This is a genomic window from Flavobacterium sp. FlaQc-47, assembly GCF_044006475.1.
GTDB lineage: Bacteria > Bacteroidota > Bacteroidia > Flavobacteriales > Flavobacteriaceae > Flavobacterium.
The window spans coordinates 808,511-826,415 of record NZ_JBIPCQ010000003.1; the positions used below are offsets into that span (position 1 = coordinate 808,511).

The 17,905-nt window shown below is 34.8% G+C and carries 12 protein-coding genes and 1 pseudogene; 4 read left to right on the plus strand and 9 right to left on the minus strand.

Going from position 1 to position 17,905, the window contains the following annotated elements; genetic code table 11:
• The first annotated feature begins 231 nt into the window (after positions 1–231).
• Positions 232–1,434: an NAD(P)-dependent oxidoreductase gene (locus tag ACHRVX_RS13085; RefSeq protein ID WP_395332834.1), complete on the plus strand. Its 1,203-nt coding sequence runs from the start codon at positions 232–234 to the stop codon at positions 1,432–1,434.
• A gap of 143 nt (positions 1,435–1,577) precedes the next feature.
• Here the strand turns inward: ACHRVX_RS13085 and fumC are convergent, their stop codons facing one another.
• The 3 genes and pseudogenes from fumC to ACHRVX_RS13100 form a co-directional block, all read right to left on the minus strand.
• Complete coding sequence (gene fumC, locus ACHRVX_RS13090; RefSeq protein ID WP_395332836.1) at positions 1,578–2,963, minus strand: class II fumarate hydratase; 1,386 nt, start codon at positions 2,961–2,963, stop codon at positions 1,578–1,580.
• A 790-nt stretch (positions 2,964–3,753) separates the two neighbouring features.
• Positions 3,754–6,201: a TonB-dependent receptor domain-containing protein gene (locus tag ACHRVX_RS13095; RefSeq protein ID WP_395332838.1), complete on the minus strand. Its 2,448-nt coding sequence runs from the start codon at positions 6,199–6,201 to the stop codon at positions 3,754–3,756.
• 95 nt (positions 6,202–6,296) lie between these two features.
• Positions 6,297–6,642 (minus strand): annotated as a pseudogene (locus ACHRVX_RS13100) (ArsC/Spx/MgsR family protein).
• Positions 6,643–6,756: 114 nt separating this feature from the next.
• Between ACHRVX_RS13100 and ACHRVX_RS13105 the strand changes: the two are divergent.
• Positions 6,757–7,692, plus strand: coding sequence for a lysostaphin resistance A-like protein (locus ACHRVX_RS13105; RefSeq protein WP_395332840.1), 936 nt, complete (start codon positions 6,757–6,759; stop codon positions 7,690–7,692).
• A 4-nt stretch (positions 7,693–7,696) separates the two neighbouring features.
• Positions 7,697–8,737, plus strand: coding sequence for an AMP-binding protein (locus tag ACHRVX_RS13110; RefSeq protein WP_395332842.1), 1,041 nt, complete (start codon positions 7,697–7,699; stop codon positions 8,735–8,737).
• A gap of 211 nt (positions 8,738–8,948) precedes the next feature.
• Here ACHRVX_RS13110 and ACHRVX_RS13115 read toward each other — a convergent pair whose 3' ends face one another.
• From ACHRVX_RS13115 to dinB, 6 genes are all read right to left on the minus strand, one after another.
• The gene (locus ACHRVX_RS13115; RefSeq protein WP_395332844.1) at positions 8,949–9,410 is read right to left on the minus strand and encodes a DUF1810 domain-containing protein; all 462 of its coding nucleotides are present in this window, start codon (positions 9,408–9,410) and stop codon (positions 8,949–8,951) included.
• Positions 9,411–9,566: 156 nt separating this feature from the next.
• Positions 9,567–10,193, minus strand: a complete 627-nt coding sequence (locus tag ACHRVX_RS13120; protein ID WP_395332846.1) for an alpha-ketoglutarate-dependent dioxygenase AlkB family protein — start codon at positions 10,191–10,193, stop codon at positions 9,567–9,569.
• Between the two features lie 7 nt (positions 10,194–10,200).
• Positions 10,201–11,001 carry an exodeoxyribonuclease III gene (xth, locus tag ACHRVX_RS13125; RefSeq protein ID WP_395332848.1) on the minus strand — a complete coding sequence of 267 codons (801 nt, stop codon included), beginning with the start codon at positions 10,999–11,001 and terminating at the stop codon, positions 10,201–10,203.
• A gap of 47 nt (positions 11,002–11,048) precedes the next feature.
• Entirely contained in the window at positions 11,049–12,428 is a 1,380-nt protein-coding gene (locus ACHRVX_RS13130) for an exonuclease domain-containing protein (RefSeq protein ID WP_395332850.1), read from the minus strand.
• A 199-nt stretch (positions 12,429–12,627) separates the two neighbouring features.
• Entirely contained in the window at positions 12,628–15,687 is a 3,060-nt protein-coding gene (locus ACHRVX_RS13135) for a DNA polymerase III subunit alpha (protein WP_395332852.1), read from the minus strand.
• Positions 15,688–15,690: 3 nt separating this feature from the next.
• A complete protein-coding gene (dinB, locus tag ACHRVX_RS13140) occupies positions 15,691–16,872 on the minus strand; it encodes a DNA polymerase IV (protein ID WP_395332854.1) in 1,182 nt (393 codons plus the stop codon).
• An 85-nt stretch (positions 16,873–16,957) separates the two neighbouring features.
• On the opposite strand from dinB, the gene ACHRVX_RS13145 reads away from it, so the two are divergent.
• Complete coding sequence (locus ACHRVX_RS13145) at positions 16,958–17,731, plus strand: XRE family transcriptional regulator (RefSeq protein WP_395332856.1); 774 nt, start codon at positions 16,958–16,960, stop codon at positions 17,729–17,731.
• The last annotated feature ends 174 nt before the right edge of the window (positions 17,732–17,905 follow it).

The window sequence follows — 17,905 nt, forward strand, 5'->3', positions numbered from 1 at the left end:
AAACAAATATATAGAATTCAATATTTATGTTTTGTCTTTTTTTAATAATTTAAAAGCTTGATTTAACAAAAATTTAAGACATTGTTTAATTAGTTGATTGTTTGTCAGCTTTTAACAGTTTTAAAGTATTCTAAAATGTATTTTAACAACAAAACTTTAACTAAATTTGTTATATTTGAAACAAATAGAGTTGTAAAAGTTATATTAATAATTATTTTTAATCTGATATAAATGAAATTTGGAATTATAAAAGAAAGGAAAAATCCACCTGACAGACGTGTTGTATTTTCACCAAATGAACTCGTAAAACTAAAACAAACTTACCAGGATGCCATCGTTGAGGTAGAAAGTTCAGATATCAGGATTTTTTCTGATGTTCAATATAAAAGTCTTGGACTTACCGTGACCGATGATATTTCTAACTCGGATGTTTTATTTGGAGTAAAGGAAGTTCCTGTAGAAAATTTGATTCCCAATAAAGCGTATTTCTTTTTTTCGCATACGATTAAAAAACAACCTTATAATCAGAAATTGCTAAAAGCAATCCTGGAAAAAAACATCGATTTATACGATCATGAAACTATTGTTGATGATCAGAACCGTCGTTTAATTGGTTTTGGAAAATATGCCGGAATGGTTGGTGTTTATAACGGAATTCGTGCCTTTGGAATAAAATTTGAATTATTTAAATTGCCCAAAGCAGAAACTCTTGACGGTAAAGATGCTTTAATCATGCATTTGAAACGAATTAATTTACCAGCATTAAAATTTGTGCTTACCGGAACCGGAAAAGTAGGGAGCGGAGCAAAAGAAATTCTGGACGCGATAAAAATAAAAGAAATTACGGTCGAGAATTATTTAACCAAAAATTATACGCAGCCGGTTTATGTTCAATTAGATGTTTTAGAATACAATAAACGAACAGATGGGCAAGTCTTAGATTTTATAGATTTTGTACAACATCCGGAAGAATATGTTTCTGATTTTGAAAAGTTTACTAAAGTATCAGATATTTATTTTGCAGGGCATTTTTACGGAACAGGAGCGCCAATGATTTTGTCGAGAGAAATGTTGAATGCAGGTGATTGCAAATTAAAAGTGGTTGCAGATATTTCGTGTGATGTAAAAGGACCCATCGCCTGTACTTTACGATCTTCAACAATTGAAGAACCTATTTATGGTTATTTCCCTTTAGAAGATAGAGAAGTTGAGGTTTTTCATCCGGCTTCTGTTGTGGTAATGGCAGTTGATAATTTGCCATGCGAAATTCCAAAAGACGCCAGTGAAGGTTTTGGAGATCAATTTATGGAATACGTAATTCCTGCTTTCTTTAATGGAGATAAAGACGGAATTTTACAACGCGCCAAAATCACAGAAAACGGAAAACTAACCAAAAGATTTAGCTATTTACAAGATTATGTAGATGGTAAATAATTATGAATTATTAGTTATAAATTGTTAATTGAAAAAGAGCTTTCCAGATTTTAGAAAGCTCTTTTTTTATAATGATATTGCTAAATAATTAACCATTTACAATTTATAATTAACCATTTATAATTTATAATTAACCATTCAATTTAAACCATCTCCTCAGGTTTAACCCAGGCGTCAAAGTCTTCCGGAGTTACGTAACCTAAACGAACGGCTTCCTCTTTTAGGGTGGTTCCGTTTTTGTGAGCGGTTTGAGCAATTTCGGCGGCTTTGTAGTAACCTATTTTTGTGTTTAACGCGGTAACTAACATTAATGAATTGTCTACTAATTCTTTAATTCGTTTGTAATTTGGCTCAATTCCCTGAGCGCAATGTTCGTCAAATGAAACACAAGCATCTCCTAATAATCGTGCCGACTGAAGGAAATTTGCTGCCATTACAGGTTTAAAAACATTCAATTCATAATGTCCCTGCATTCCGCCAACCGCAATTGCCATATCGTTTCCTATAACTTGTGCGCAAACCATTGTTAAGGCTTCGCATTGCGTTGGGTTTACTTTTCCCGGCATAATTGATGATCCGGGCTCGTTTTCAGGAATATGGATTTCTCCAATCCCGGAACGTGGTCCTGAAGCTAACATTCTGATATCATTTGCTATTTTGTTTAAGGAAACAGCCAATTGTTTCAATGCTCCGTGTGTTTCTACAATAGCATCATGTGCGGCAAGAGCTTCAAATTTATTTTCGGCAGTTACAAACGGAAGATTAGTGAATTTTGCTATATATTCGGCAACTTTCACGTCGTATCCTTTTGGGGTATTTAATCCGGTTCCAACAGCAGTTCCGCCTAAAGCAATTTCAGATAAATGCGATAAAGTGTTTTTTAGTGCTTTTAATCCGAAAGATAATTGAGCAGCATAACCTGAAATTTCCTGTCCTAAAGTTAGTGGCGTTGCATCCATAAGATGCGTACGTCCAATTTTTACAACATCCTTAAATTCGGCTGCTTTTACTGATAAAGTTGCGTGTAATTTTTCAACTCCCGGAATAGTAGTTTCAATTATAACTTTATATGCTGCAATGTGCATTGCCGTTGGGAAAGTATCGTTTGACGATTGTGATTTATTAACGTCGTCATTTGCTTTTATAAACGGTTCGCCTTCGCCAATATTGAAACCTTTTAAAACTTGCGCGCGATTGGCAACAACTTCGTTTACGTTCATGTTGCTTTGTGTTCCTGAACCTGTTTGCCAAATCACCAATGGGAATTCATCTTTTAGTTGTCCGGCAAGAATTTCATCGCAAACTGCAGCAATCGCATCTCTTTTTTCAGCAGGTAAAACACCTAAGTCAGCGTTAGCGTATGCTGCAGCTTTTTTAAGATAAGCAAAACCTTCAATGATTTCTTCGGGCATGGATGCCGATGGTCCAATTTTGAAATTGTTTCTTGAACGTTCTGTTTGAGCTCCCCAATATTTATCGGCTGGAACCTGAACTTCCCCCATGGTGTCTTTTTCTATTCTGTATTTCATTTGTTTTATGTAAAAAGTTATATGTAATTTGTGAAATGTAATCTGTGAGTTGTGAAATATTGTGGTTAACGGGACGCGGATTGAAACGTATTTTTTATTTGAGTGTTTGGATTTTCTTTTGGAAATGAATATTTAGCCCTGTCCCGATAGCTATCGGGAGTAGTGGAAATCCTTTTGTTTTTTCTTTAAAAACATAAAAGATTGCAACGGATAGCGGGAAATAGCTCCTGAAAATACTCATATTCTTCTAATTTAGACAGTTAAATAATAATCGAAAAAAAAACCTTATTTAAAATGAGTTTAAATATACGGATAATTGTGATTTTATGAAAATTGATTTGGATTTTATTGCTAAGGAAAAATATATAACATACATTTGTGCCTACATTCAAAAATTCCGGAAAACATGTTTGAATTTTCACAGTACTTAGGTTTTTTACTTTTCTTGACCATACTAACTATAGGGTTTTGGTTGATGTTTTTCTTAGTTGGTTTCGTATCTTATTGGGTAACGGGAGCAAGCTGGGAAATGTTCAAAGAGAAAAGAGCAAAGAAAAGACAAGAACAATCAATTAAATATTAAATTGATTTCATAAAAAAAGGACCCGTTTTTACGAGTCCTTTTTTTTATGCTAAAAAATAAATAAATTCCAAAATTTTTTAAATTCCAAATTCCAATAAAAAAAATAAAATTTAAATAAAAAAAAATCCAAATTCCAATATTGTAAAACTTAATTATTAAGTCTTAGAATTGGAATTTGGAATTTTTATTTTTGGAATTTAACTGGGATTATCCAGGAAATTCTCCTCCGCCATCACCACCATTTTCATTTTTAGGTGCATTTTTATCTCTTTCGCTTTTCGCTTTGTTAAATCGATACGTAAACGATAAATTGAACTGACGTTTACGGAATTGCATTTCACCATAAGAAGTTTGGTTTTCAAGATAAGTATATGACTTCATGATTCTTGAATTGAAAACATCACTAATGTTGAATGCAATTGTTGCTTTGTCTTTTAAAACATCTTTACTTAAAGCGGTATTCATACCAAACTGACCAAGGTTTTTACCCTGAGCTGTTTTTTGCTCCCCATTATACATTGCCGTTAATTGCCAGTCAATTTTGTATGGTAAAGTAACTTTTGAGTTGATTCTTGCAAACCATGAATTTGCCTGATTGTCAAGATTTTGAACTACAAGTTCGCCATTTGCATCTGTATAACTGTTTTCTCCGGTAGTTTTTACGTTGTAAAGATTGAAGTTACTGTTTAATTTCCACCATTTTAACGGAGTATAATTTAAGGTAAATTCAAAACCGAATTTTTGTTCTTTTCCTAAGTTTATTGGTCGGCTTAAAATAACCGGAATTCCGTTTACTTCCTCACCTGTAGGAGATCTCACAAAACTGAAAACGTCTTTTGTATCTTCAAAATAAGCTGAGGTATTGAACGTTACTTTGTCCCAACGTTTAATAAATCCAATATCATATTTGTCTGTTAAAGATGGATCTAAATCAGGATTTCCCTGAAAAATATTAATATTACTGGAGTAGTTTACCGCCGGGTTCATGAAACGTCCTCTTGGTCTTGACAAACGTTTACTGTAACTTGCCGTGAAATTACTTTGATCTGAAATTTCATAACTAATGAACGCACTTGGAAACAAGTTGTTGTATTTTTTAGTATTGAAATCGTTTGTATCTAATAGGTTTACCTTAATATTTGTGTCTTCCCAACGTAAACCAAACAGATATGAAAATTTATTTACCTTAAAACCATATGAGGTATAAAGCGCATTAATATTTTCTTTGTACTCAAGAGTATTTGATAAATTTGGAAGTGCTGCGCCTTCATTGTCAAGAACATAATATTCATTGTTCAAATCACCAAAACTACCTTTATATCCAGCTTCAAACTGGCTTCCTTTTCCTAATGGTAAAACATAATCAGCCTGAAGCTGAACTTGTTTTTGAACCTGGTTGTTTAACGTATTGTTGAAATCGTCAGTTCCTGTAATTAAACTATTACTGTCATCTGTATTTCTTGAAACAGATAAATCAGCAGTAAGTTTGTGTCCTTTATCGTTGAAGTTTTTAATTAAATTCGAGGTATATTCTACGTTTTCACTTCCTGTATCTCCGTTGTTTAAACGATAGGTTGTTCCTGTAAAATTATGAGCTGCATCAAAATTATTATAATTGATTAAGTCTCTTGTATCACCTGAACTTTTTTGATAATTGATGGCATTTGTCCAGAAAGTATTTGGTGCAACAGTCCATTCAATTCCGGCTCTTCCGTTAAATCCTTCTGAAGTTCTTTTTGTATCACGATCTTCATCTAAGAAGTTTTTAGTTGTCCCGTCCGGATTAAAATATTCAGAATTAGTTAAGCCTCTACCTTCATTTGTTCTGTAGTTATATCCTGCAGTTGTAAAGTAGTTAAACTTTTCAGTTTTGTAATTCAGGTTTGCACTTACTCCGTAAGTTTCAGGAAGCCCTGTTGAGGCAATAAAAGTTCCGTTTAAACCTTGATTTTTTCCTTTTTTAAGAATAATATTGATGATTCCTGAACCCCCTTCTGCATCATAACGCGCAGATGGATTGGTGATCACTTCCACTTTATCAATTGCATCAGCTGGAAGCTGACGTAAAGCTTCGGCAACGTTTATAGCGTTTGAAGGTCTTCCATCAATTAAAATTCGGATATTATCACTTCCTCTTAAACTTACATTTCCTTCCGTATCAACAGAAACTGATGGTACATTGTCAAGAACATCACTTACAGTTCCGCCTTTTACCATCATATCCTGACCCACATTATAAACTTTTTTGTCCAGTTTTATTTCAACTGTCGATTTTTCGGCACGAATGACAACTTCATTCAATTGAGCAGCATCTTCGGATAAATTGACAACGCCTAAGTTAGTGTCGCCCTGAATATTTCTTCCTTTTACTTCACTTGGTTTAAACGAAATAAATTCAACCTTTATATCATATGTTCCCGGAGCTACGGCTACTTCAAATTCACCTTTTGGATTAGTGATTCCGCCGGCAATAACTTTAGTATCATTTGGCGCAGTAATCGAAATTGTAGCGTACTCAAGCGGTTGTTTACTTATTTTTTCTAAAACTTTTCCGGTAACTTTTACTTTGTTTCCGGCAGGTGGTCCTTGTTGTGCATAGTTGTAAAAACTTGTAAGAAATAACACAAGTAATACAGCAAATTTGATTTGTTTCATTTTTATTTTTGGTTTCATTTACTCTTTAGACGGCAAATGTAGCTTTTGGTTTAAAGAGAGAAATCACAAAAATATGTTAATTTGGTTCTTTATAATCAGTCTAAAAAAGAGGCGACGAGATCTAAATCTCTTCCTATAATTGCTTTCCCGTCCTTTATAACAATCGGACGCTCGATTAAAATAGGGTTATCTGTCATAGCCTGAATAACCTGATCGGTTGTGAGTTCTCTTCCTTTGTAATTTTCGATCCATATTTTTTTCTTTAACTCGAACTAACTGAATTGGCTGAAGGTTTAATTTTTCAAGTAATTCTTTTAATTCCTTAAAATTTGGAGTTTCTGTCAGATAGGGAATAATCTCAAATTCCTCATTTTTTTGCTCAATAAAAGCCAGACAGTTTCTTGATTTTCCGCAACGTGGATTATGGTAAATTTGTATCATTTTATTATATTTAATCTGTTGTAAGATAATTAAACTAAAATTTCGGTATTTTAGCAAGACCAAAAATAAGATTTACTTATCAAATCGAATTCTCATTTTTAAATTATTATAATTATGTTTTTAGAACAAGGAATTAAACCTCACAATAAGTTCTGGCTCTATCTTTTAGGATCAGTTTTAATTATTCTCGCTTCATTTATTGGACAAATTCCTTTTTCGGTTGCAGTTTTGTATAAAACTTTAAATAATAAAAAAGGTTTTTCATTTGATAATGCTTCAGTAATGAAAATATTTGAACCGAATCTTACTTTGTTTTTGGTTATGGTTTCTTTCGCTTTTGCACTTGCCGGAGTTTATTATGTTGTGAAGTATTTGCACCATCAAACATTTTTATCGGTTACAACATCCAGGAGTAAAGTCGATTGGAAACGTATTGGCTTTTCATTCCTTTTATGGTCTTTCTTTTCAATCTTAAGTTTTGTCGCATTATATTTTAAGTCTCCGGAGAATTTTATTTGGAATTTTAAATTGATTCCGTTCTTGATTTTAGTTGTTGTGGGATCCATATTAATTCCAATACAAACCAGTACCGAAGAATATGTTTTTAGAGGTTATCTGATGCAGGGATTTGCAAATCTTGCTCAAAACAGATGGTTTCCGTTAATGATGACGTCGTTAATATTTGGTTCCATGCACGTTTTTAATCCCGAAGTGGCAAAAATGGGCTACGTTATAATGTTTTATTATATAGGAACCGGATTGTTTCTGGGCGTTATTACACTTATGGATGAAGGAATCGAGTTAGCTTTAGGATTTCATGCTGCCAATAATTTAGTTGGAGCATTATTAGTTACATCAGATTGGTCCGTTTTTCAGACACATTCTCTTTTTAAAGATATGTCTGAACCATCAGCAGGTTTGGATGTAATACTTCCGGTTGTTGTAATTTACCCTATTTTGCTTTTTATTTTTAGTAAGAAGTACAAATGGAACAACTGGAAAGAAAAATTAACAGGTAAAATAAATGTTGTAGAAATTTCAAATCAATAATATCATGTCACAATTAACACATAAAAATGTTCATAATTATTTTAAAATAGATGGTTTTCATTTAAACGCAGAACAGTTGCGCAGTGTTGCTTATGATTATATAAAAGAAGGTGATGGTGATGAACAGGCAATAGGTGAATTTTTACTCGATTGGTTCGATGATAAGGACTATATAGAAATGAGAACTTCCGGCACAACCGGACTTCCTAAGTTGGTAAAATTAGAAAAACAAGCGATGATTCAGTCCGCTTTAGCAACAGGTGATTTTTTTGAATTAGAACCTGGCGATAAAGCATTACTTTGTTTGCCCGTAAAATTTATTGCCGGAAAAATGATGTTGGTTCGTGCTATCATTTTAGGACTCGAATTAGATATTGCAGAACCCAGTACACAACCATTATCTTTAAATACAAAGACTTATGATTTTGTTGCAATGGTGCCTTTACAGGTTCAAAATTCTATTGATGCTTTAGTAAACGTTAAAAAACTAATTGTTGGCGGAGCTAAAATGGATGCTTCACTGGAAGAAAAAGTTTTACCGCTTAAAACTGACGTTTATGAGACCTACGGCATGACCGAAACTATTACTCATATCGCAGCGAGAAAAGTAGGGGAGAACGTTTTTACAGTTTTGCCAAATGTTAAAATTGTTCAGGATGAACGCGGTTGTTTGGTAATTACAGTTCCAACTATTTCTGAAGAACCTATTATTACAAATGATTTAGTTGAGGTAATAAGAGAGAACCAATTTATTTTTCTGGGCAGAATTGACAATGTAATTAATAGTGGAGGTGTTAAACTTATTCCGGAGCAGATAGAATCAAAACTGATTGGTAAAATACATAATAGATTTTTTGTCACAGGAGTTCCCGATACTTCTCTAGGCGAAAAATTAATTCTGGTTATTGAAGGAGAAAAACAGGAATTTGACCAGGATTTTTTTGATGTTCTGGATAAATTTGAAAAGCCAAAAGAGATTGTTTTTGTTCCAAAGTTTAAAGAAAATGCCAATGGAAAATTGTTACGTAAACCAAGTCTGGTGTAGGTTTCACCATATAAGAAACATTAATAAATCTTTGAATTATTAATTGAACGAACTTTTAAAAAAGAATCAGTGCCAATATGTTTTAATGCGTTAAATCTGTGGGCTAATAATTTTGCAATTTAAAGAGATGCATAAAAAAAAGACACTACATTTTGTTTTGCAAATAGTAGTGTCTTTTTAATTTAAATTCTGATTAAACTAGTAGTGTTTATTACACCATTTCAGTTTCAAGAGAAGATTTTATAGATGAATTAATAATAGACAAAGTAACTGGATCTGATTCTCCGGAGAAAAAAGCTTCTAAAACTTCCTGGAATACAGGATTTGTATTTTCTGTCAAAGAAAACAATGTCATCGAAGAGCGTAATTTACGAGCGTCTAAATCCCCTAAAATTCCATCAGCAGATTTTCTTTTAAAAGTCAAAAACAGTTCGGAAATTTCGATAAGATGTTTTCCTAAAATTGGATGTTCGAGGAATTCCGTTGCTTCTTTTAAATCGTTAATAGCATAAAAATTGGCAGTGTCACTCGTGCCCAAACCTTTGATCTGAGGAAAAATGAACCACATCCAGTGAGTTTCTTTTTTTCCTTTTTTGATTTCAGAAAGAGCAGTAAGATAAAGTTTGTTTTGTGCGTCTAAAAAACGCAATAAATCATTGTTTGAGTGAGCCATTGTGGTAATGTATATATAAAAAAAGGTTGCAAAAGTAGTGAAAAAGAAAGGTCCTGCCTAATAAAAGGTTCATGCACTGAGTATTTTAACTTTTAGAGGAGGAAATTTCCTCATCGTTATACAGCGAAAAAAAACTCATTTTAAGGTGTTTGTAAATTATTCACTTCGTTGTGTTCGTCTAAAAGTCAAATTGATTCTTGGTAATACATTCCGGGCCGTTTTAGGTACATGATGCTGCCAAAAACTATTGGTTGTTCCTGCCATTAATAAAAATGATCCGTGATGCAAAGGAATCTCTATTTGCGGAATCTCTTTTCTAAATTTATGACGGAGTTTAAACATTCTGGTTTCGCCAAAAGTCACCGAAGCAATAATCGGGTTCGGTCCTGTATTGTGTTCTTTGTCGCTGTGCCAGCCAACGCCATCATTTCCGTCTCGGTATAAATTTAAGAGAAGACTATTAAAATCAAGCTGTGTTTCTTTTTCGACCCTGCCTCTGATAGTCAATAAGTCATAAGTCCAGTCAGGTCCGTTTTGATCTGCCCCGGGATTATCCTTGTCTTCATACCAGGAAATCATTCGGGGAACAGTATAGGTTTTGTCATAAATTTCCATTTCATATTCTCTCCATTTAGTCTTATGTAGTATTCTTTCGTAAAAGCGATCAGATTCTTCTTTAGTGAAGAAATTATCAATCAAAATAAGTTCTGCATCCGGCAGGTCAAATACTTTTTTTCCCGCCAGACCTGTGGCAAATAATTCGGTATCGCTAAATAGTGTCATTGTTCGGTTATTTTGTGTCAATTTCAATCCATACCGGAGCATGGTCACTTGTTTTTTCCCATCCCCGCACATGGCGGTCAACCCCTCCGGAAATTAGTTTTTTTGCTAGTTGCGGACTAAGCAAAAAATGATCAATTCTAAGACCGGCATCCCGCTCGTAAGCCTTTCTGAAATAATCCCAAAAGGTGTAAATTTTCTCATTAGGATATAAGGTTCGGATTGCATCTGTCCATCCTTGCGCTACAATAGCTGCAAAAGCTTTTCTGACTTCGGGTAGAAAAAGGGCATCTTTTACCCATTTCTCCGGTTTATAAACATCCATTTCAGTTGGCATTACATTATAATCGCCAACCAATATTACCGGAACTTTTAAACTCAATAATGTTGCTGCACGATCCGCCAGACGATCAAACCATTTTAGTTTATAGTCTAATTTTGGTCCCGGAGCAGGATTTCCGTTTGGGAGATAAAGACAAGCAACCGCAATCCCGTTAATCAAAGCTTCGATATAACGACTTTGTAGATCCTCGTTGTCTCCCGGAAGAACGCGTGTTACTTCCTCAATTTCCATATTGCGTGCCAGAATTGCCACGCCATTCCATTGCTTTTGTCCGTGCCAAATGGCATTGTATCCTGCATCATTAATCGCTTTAAGCGGAAAATTGTCCTGTGGTGCTTTTAATTCCTGCAGACACACAATATCCGGAGTAGCTTCTTCCAGCCATTTCAATAATACATTTATGCGTCCGTTGACCCCGTTTACGTTATAAGTAGCTATTTTCATAGTAGATTTAATTAGTTGTATCATTAAATTTACAGCTTTTTGCGCCTTTATAGTTACATAAATTCATGTTCTTATTTCAGAAACTGTTTGTTAAAGAATACTTTACGCGGGTTTTTTTCTGCGTAAGCAAAAATTAACTGCACAATGTATTGATTACTTTTATAAGGCGTAGCATAATTTTTTACCTCTAACGGATCTGTAATCGCAACATCTAAAGGAATATATCCCATACCATAAAAATGACCGTTTTCTATCCAGATGCAGCTTCGTTCTTGTGATGTTCTCCCTTTCTCTATAATCGCAAAAGTGGGTCTGTTACTTAATAAAAAATCAATCGCATTGTCGACCTGCTCATTGTGCAGTGAAACATCAGGCAAATCTGTTATATCTTTATTTTGAAATATTTCTCCGTCTTCAGGTCTTACATACTTGCAAAATCTATAATCAATTTCAAATTGCTCTGCCAGACTTCGCAATATATTTGTTCCTTCGTGAATACTGCTGAAATGCTCGATGCACGACTGAAATTTATTGAGTTTCCCTATTGCCAGATATTTGTATCCATTCCGGGCTTCATATTGATACAATCCAAATTTAGGTTCAAAACGTTTTAACGCTCTATTATAAGTGGGCCAAAGGTGCTTGATTTCTGTGCATTCTAACAAGAGCGCCATTAATTCGTTGCCACAGACTTCAAAGGAAATGGAGTGGATATCCCTTAAGAAATGCTGTCTTTGCGGATTAATCTTATGACCGCTAAAATGAGAAGCGACACGTTTTTTTAAGTTAATCGCTTTCCCTACGTAAATTACTTTTTTTACCTCATTATAAAAATAATACACACCCGGTTTTTCAGGTAAATTATTAAAATCTTCAGGCGGAAGGTTAGGAGGTAAACGCTGATCTTGTGACGTATTTTTTATCATTTTTTCGATATGACCTTCATCATCCCATTCCAGTAATCGCGAAAATAATATAGCGGTAGCATCTGCATCACCGCCGGCACGATGCCTGTTTTCTAAAGATATATCCAATGAATTACACAGATTCCCTAAACTATATGATCCCAGCCCCGGTCTGATTTTTCGTGCTGCGCGAACGGTACACAACTTCCTTGCTGTCCATTTAAAACCGGCTTGTTCAAGCTGATGGCGAACAAATGAATAATCAAAGTTGACATTGTGGGCCACGAAAACACGATCAGTAAGCATTTCCAAAACTTTATCTGATATATCATCAAAAATTGGCGCATTAGCCACCATTTCATTGTTAATTCCTGTTAAGGCAAAAATCGAAATTGGGATTTCTTTTTCCGGATTCACAAGGGTTTCGTAACGATCAATCACGTTTTCTCCGTCATGAATGATAATGGCAATTTCGGTAATGCGGCTGCCACTGGCGTTTCCACCGGTGGTTTCGATATCTACTATGGCATATTCTTGCTTTTTCATCTCTTTAATATAACGTAATTTCTTCTTGTGTCGTTTAAATGTTTAACACATAGAAACATAGGTTTAATTTTTAAATATAAGATCCTTTTATAAAATCATGATTTTCTCACATAGCTATGTGTATTTAGACAAGTGAAACGCCTTTTTTATTATTTTAAAACTATGTTTCTATGTGTTTAAAAATTATGGTCAACGATTTTTAGTTTTGAAATTTCATTCGGTGTCGTGGTAAATTAATTTCATGTGCTTGCGGATAAGGTTCCCGATGTGTGGGACTGACATCTTCCTTTATTAAACGCTGGGTTTTATATTGGTCTTTAGCATCCATATAACGCGGATCAGGAATAAAGGGCATCTTAGCCATTTTGGTAATCGTAATGGTAGGGAAATGATAATCGACTTCTACAATTCCTAAAAGGAGATAACAACCTCCGCCCTGAAAAGGAAATTGTGCCAGACAATCCAGAAAATGAGCCGTATCAAAATAAGTACCTTCATGATCGATCCAGGTCCCAAAATACATATTGCCTTTTTTGGTCGGAACTTGCTTTCTTGAAATTAAATACGCCAGCATTCGAACTTGTTTTTTATGATGAGCCACTAAATCTTTTGCCATAATATCACCGCGATGTTTGGTTTGAAGCAAATCAAAAACAGTACATGAAACCGGGAAACTTAATAACTCAATTTCATCAAAAGCATCTTCATATAAAGAACGTTCCAATGTTGGAAGTTTATATTCTTTGACCGGTTCCTGCAATAGCATCAAACTTTTGTTTTCGGGTTTGAAATTGTTTAAAAGTAAACTGGCAACGACCAAAAGCTGATTTTTGGTTTTTCCCGTAAAACGAAAAGCATCTATAAAAATCAAAATTTTCATGCTTTCAATGCCAATTGGAATCCGATGGATAAAATCCTCCAAAGAAAGAAATTCTCCATTTTTCTCCCGATCTGATTCGATCAAATGAGCTGTTTTAGATTCTAAACTCTGCAAATGCATAAAACCCAAATAAATATCAGTTCCGTAAACCGTAGTTTGATATTCGCTTTTATTTACACACGGATTAAGAACTGTACCGCCTGACATACGCGCTTCATGTATATAAACTTCGGTTCTGTAAAATCCGCCCTGATTGTTGATTACGGCGGTCATGAATTCTACAGGATAATTAATCTTAAGATACAAACTTTGGTAACTTTCGACAGCATAAGAAGCCGAGTGCGCTTTACAAAACGAAAACCCGGCAAAGGATTCAATCTGACGGTAAATTTCCTGACTAAGTCCTTCTGGATGTCCTTTCTCGGCACAACAAGCAAAGAAATTATCTTTTACTTTTTGTAAAGCCTCCGGAGATCGACCTTTTCCCGACATGGCGCGACGAAGGATATCACCATCAGGAGCAGGAAGTCCCCCATAATGCTGGGCGATTTTGATCACATCCTCCTGATACACCATAATGCCGTATGTTTCGCCCAGATGTTCTTTAAACACCTCGTGAAAATATTGAAACTGGTCCGGGTTATTATGACGGAAAATGTACTCTTTCATCATTCCGGATTGTGCCACGCCGGGACGAATAATAGACGAAGCGGCTACCAGAATTTTATAATTATCACAATTTAAACGTCTCAGTAATCCACGCATAGCAGGACTTTCGATATAAAAACAGCCAATAGTTTTGCCTTGAGCTAAATGAATATTACAAACGGCTTCATCTTTAGAAATCGAAGTGTCGCGAATGTTGACTTTAATTCCTCGGTTTTTCTCAATTAGTTTAACGCTGTCATCAATATGACCAATCCCACGTTGGCTCAGAATATCGAATTTATCAAAACCAATTTCTTCAGCAATATGCATATCGAAAAGTACAATAGGAAATCCTTTTGGCGGCATTTCAAGCGGCGTATAATCCGTAATTGGTTCTTCAGAAATTATAATTCCACAAGCGTGCATACTACGCTGATTTGGATATTTATGCATCATCAAACTATATTCCTGAACCAGTTTTACGATAGAATTGGTTTCGTGTAATGCCATAGGATTTTTGGCCAGCATATCCAGTTCTTCTTTTGGAAGACCAAACACTTTTCCGACTTCCCTAAAAATAGAACGGTGTTTAAACTCGACATTGGTTCCGCAAAAAGCAACATGATCTTTTCCATATTTTTCGAAGATATATTCTAAAATGGTATTGCGTTCTTTCCAACTCCAATCAATATCAAAATCAGGAGGACTTTTTCGATTTAAGTTTAAAAAACGTTCAAAATACAGATCCAGTTCTATTGGGCAGATATCGGTAATTCCGAGACAATAAGCTATAATACTATTGGCGCCACTTCCTCGGCCAATGTGCATAAATCCCTGACTGTTGCTGTATCTGACAATGTCCCAAGTAATTAAAAAATAACCACTGAATTGTAATTCATCAATAACTTTTAATTCTTTTTCTACACGTTTTCGAGCAATTATGTCTTCTTTTTCATAACGCCATTCAAAACCTTTTTTGGCTAATTCTGTTAGTTTTTTGAGATCACTCTCGCGACTTCCGGTAAAGAATTTTTTATTTCTTTTAATTGAAAAATCATATTGAAAATTACAAGAATCGATTATTCTTTGCGTGTTGGCAATGATTTCAGGATAACTTTCATAAAATGGTAAAAGCGATTCTGGCGGGAGCATTTTCTCAGAAGTTTTACAATAATCAGTTTCTGTAAGTCTCGATAAAATGATATTCGTATCAATCGCTCGCAGAATTTTATGCAGATTAAATTCTTTTTTATTGCTAAAAGTTACTGATTGCAACACCACCATTTTAGCTATTTTGTTTTTATGTTCCGAAGTAAGAAGTCTTAAAACTTCATCCGGACGAATTCCGATAAATTCATTCTCACGAAGAAATTCAGGAGCATTTTCTAAAGTATAAATCACAAAAACCGAATCAAATTCCGGAGCAATCAATGGTAAAGGTTCTCCGCTGAAATTATGATCCGTCAAAAAACGATTCATTTCCCCAAGTCCGCTGGCATTTTTGGCTAAGCCAATATATCGGAATTGATGATTGCAGCGAAATTCTATTCCAACAAGAGGGTTAATCCCCACTTTATCACAGGCTCTTATAAAATCATATATTCCTGTCACAGTATTGATATCCGTAAGTGCCATCGATTCTAGGCCGCAAGAAACACCCTGCCCGATAAGTTTATCGAGAGAAATAGTGCCGTAGCGTAGCGAATGATATGAATGACAATTGAGATACATGATTTATTTGATACGTTTTAAAATTTCGTCTTTGTTATTTGGTTTAAAAGAAGCTCCGGCACAACGCATCACAGCATCGAATCCATAACGGCTTTTCATTTTATCCATTGCTGCATATAGTGATAACATTTCCTCGGTATCTTCAAATAGGTCAATTTGATAAGTACCCCGAACCAATCCGCTAAAGCGAATACCAATCAAACGCAATCGCATACGGCGTTGATACAATTTGTCAAAAAGCTCCATTACATTTTTGGTCAGAATATGATCTGCCGATGTATAAGCAATTTTGCATTGTTTGGTTTCAGTGTCAAAATTGGCGTAACGTATTTTAACCGTAATGGTTGACGTTAACCATTGCTCAGAGCGTAATTGAAAAGCCAGTTTTTCGACCATGCCAATCAATATCGATTTTAGCATGATAATATCTATCGTATCCTGAGAAAAAGTATGTTCTGTAGAAATCGATTTTCTTTCGGTATAAGGTTCTACAGGCGTGTTGTCAATTCCGTTAGCTTTTTTCCAGATGTCCAGACCGTTTTTTCCAATCATTTGCTGTAAAACTTCGGGAGGCATTTCAGATAAAGTCTGAATTTTACGAACGCCAATTCGGGATAAAAGCTGAAAAGTCACATTACCAACCATAGGAATTTTTTGGATCGATAACGGATTTAGAAAAGCTTGTACATTACCTTGCGGAATTTCTAAATTGCCTTTTGGTTTGCCTTCGCCGGTTGCAATCTTAGAAACAGTTTTGTTAACGGATAATGAAAAACTGATGGGTAATCCGGTTTCTTTTATAACTGACTGAGCTAATTCGTCTGTCCATTTATAACTGCCATGAAATTTATCCATTCCGGTAATATCAAGATAAAATTCATCAATGCTGGCTTTTTCCATTATTGGTGCTTTTTCCTGAATCACCTGCGTGACATCATGTGACAATCGGGAATATAATTCCATATCACCTTTCATTATTTTGGCTTGCGGACAAAGTTTCATTGCCATATGAATAGGCATGGCTGAGCGTACTCCAAATTTTCGGGCTTCATATGAACAAGAGGCCACGACACCACGATCACCGCCACCAATAATCAAAGGAATTTCCTTTAATTCTGAGTTAGTTAGTCGCTCGCAGGATACAAAAAAGGTATCCAAATCCATGTGTACAATTGCCCTTGCCATTTCCTTGTTTTTGTATGAAACAAAATTAGTACAGATAATAACATTTTTTTGTATATTTGTTGTTCCAAATTATAACAAATTAATTATGTCCTTATTTTCAGATAACATCAGAGCATTGAGGGTTAAGCATAAAATATCTCAGGAGAAATTAGCTGAAAACCTAAAGATTACCAGAGGAAGATACGTTAAATACGAAGACGGAACGTCTGAGGCACCATACGATATCTTAAAGCAGATTGCCTTATATTTTCATATGAGTATTGATTTGATATTGTCTGTCGATATACGAAAGATAAACATAGAAAATCTAATAAAACTTGAAGGTAACCGCCTTATTTTGCCCATACAAGTAGATAGTTTTGGAGAAAATTATATTGAAATTGTATCTCAAAAAGCAAAAGCAGGATATCTAAACGGATATGCTGATCCGGAATATATCGAAAGTCTGCAACAAGTTTCGCTTCCGTTTTTAGGACCGGGAAAACACCGCGGATTTCCTGTAGAAGGCGATTCGATGCCGCCACACGAAGATGGTTCCATTATTATTGGCCGTTATGTAGAAAGGCTGGGAGAAGTTATGGATGGAAGGACCTATATCCTGATTACTAAAAATGAAGGAATGGTTTATAAACGCCTGAATAAAAACAAAAAGAATGCGTTGGTTCTGGAATCAGACAACCGTTTTTATCCGAATTATGAAGTAAAAGCTTCAGATATTTTAGAAATTTGGGAATACGAATGCAATATCGGACGCAGTGATAAACGTCATGAACAAACAGAATCTCAAAGTATGAAAGATTTGCTTTTGGAAGTGAAAAGAGAAGTGATGGAGATTAAGAATAATACTTCGAATACATAGAAAAGTTTTTGCCACAGATTTCCCAGATTAAAAGGATTTTTTGTTTGCCACGAATTACACAAATTTACACGAATTAGTTTGAATGGAATTTGTGTAAATTTGTGTAATTAGTGGCAGAAAAACTTGGCAAAGCTATTCAAAAAAAATCCTTTTAATCTGTGAAATCTGAGGCTA